General features: G+C 65.8%; 1 protein-coding gene and 1 pseudogene. Both read left to right on the top strand.

Annotated elements, in window-relative coordinates; translation table 11 throughout:
* Positions 1 to 658: 658 nt before the first annotated feature.
* A pseudogene (locus ACIQFZ_RS43540) lies at positions 659 to 940 on the top strand (phosphotransferase); the annotation flags it as partial.
* Between the two features lie 42 nt (positions 941 to 982).
* Positions 983 to 1,288, top strand: a complete 306-nt coding sequence (locus ACIQFZ_RS43535; RefSeq protein WP_402694014.1) for a hypothetical protein — start codon at positions 983 to 985, stop codon at positions 1,286 to 1,288.
* The last annotated feature ends 29 nt before the right edge of the window (positions 1,289 to 1,317 follow it).

Genomic DNA, 1,317 nt, shown 5'->3' with positions numbered 1-1,317 from the left:
TACGCGCTGCCCAGCCGGCAGGCGTCGTCACCCGCCGCCACGGAGCCGAGATCGTCGTCGCCCGTCGACTCGGGCCCCGCTGTGAAGGCGGGCGGGGTGCCATGCGTCAACTGAGCCGCTGACACTCCGGTCGAACTCAGTCTGCGCGAAGGACCGTCTGGCATTGCGGTTGCGGCTGCCGAATATTTCATCCGACCACCCATGAGGGCCGGGCCTGTCAAGCGTAGAAGTGACCCCGGCCTGCGGCTTTTTGTTCTTAGCCGAGGCGCTTTCCTTTGTGGGTCTTCCTCGTGCTCGTCTGGCAGGGCTGCCGTGCAGAGAGCTCTGAATCGGGAGCGAGGAAGCGTCACCAATGTTCAGGGATTTGGTCGTTGACGTCCCCGATGCGCTGATGGCCTGGCTGAGTGGGCTCACATCCACCCATTCGGCGTCTGGCCGGGTGGGCCGGCGCCATGACCGTGGTTCGGGGATCCGGGCTGCTCAGTCAGGTCATCGAGCACGAGCGACAGCCCGTCTCATGGGCGAATGCGAGCTGACCCGGGGTCTGCGACCACCCCTGGGGGTTGTCGTCGGCTGGTGTCATCGAGTCCCCTGCCGGTCGTGTTGGGCCTGGACTGCGCAGAGCAGGTGGTAGGCGTGGGTGAGCAGGCGGCGGGCGATCGCGGGCATCGTCGACTTCGGTGACATGGTCGCCGGCGATCCGGCGTGGGACCTCGCCGCCGCGTGGGTGCTGCTACCCGCGGGCACGGCCTCACGCTTCTTCGACATGTACGCGCATGCAGACGAGGCGGCGATCCGGCGCGCCCGCGGGCTGGCCGCTATGAAGAGCCTCTTCCTGATGCTCATGGGGCAGAACGGAGATCGGGGCCTTCCCGGCGGCAAGTCGAACTGGGGACCTGCGGGCCGGGCGGCACTTGATCGTGTTCTGAAGGACGTTTGATGCACGCTTCTTTGAATTTGTTCTCGATCTTGGTTGAGGGCCATGCGGCAGCCCACCTTCATGGGTTCATCGATCACCATGCGTGGTGGGGATGCCAAGGTCAACGGCCGTATGCTGCCCGTGGCCCCGATCGAGCTGGCGGAGCTTCTCCTCGGCGCCAGCCAGGCTGACCTGGAGACCTTCGACTTCGCCGAGCCAGCCTTCCGTCTCGGCTTCAGCGATTCGGGCGGTCAAGTTGTCGCGGATCTCGGCAAGCCGTGCCTGTTGGGCTGGGTCAGGTCGGACACGGCAGTTGTAGTTCCGGCGTCTGTGCTGGTCGGCGGCTTGCGGGGTCGGGTGTGGGCATAGGTACGGCCACCGTGATCATGAACGTTTGT

Origin of the sequence: Streptomyces sp. NPDC093064 (assembly GCF_044754605.1) — a bacterium.
GTDB lineage: Bacteria > Actinomycetota > Actinomycetes > Streptomycetales > Streptomycetaceae > Streptomyces.
The sequence above is the reverse complement of the archived record's forward strand: the minus strand, read 5'-3'. Positions and strand labels throughout refer to the sequence as shown.

Bases quoted from the DNA above. Each gene is read 5' to 3' on its own strand.
- ACIQFZ_RS43535 (WP_402694014.1), top strand. From the start codon at position 983: ATGCGGCAGCCCACCTTCATGGGTTCATCGATCACCATGCGTGGTGGG.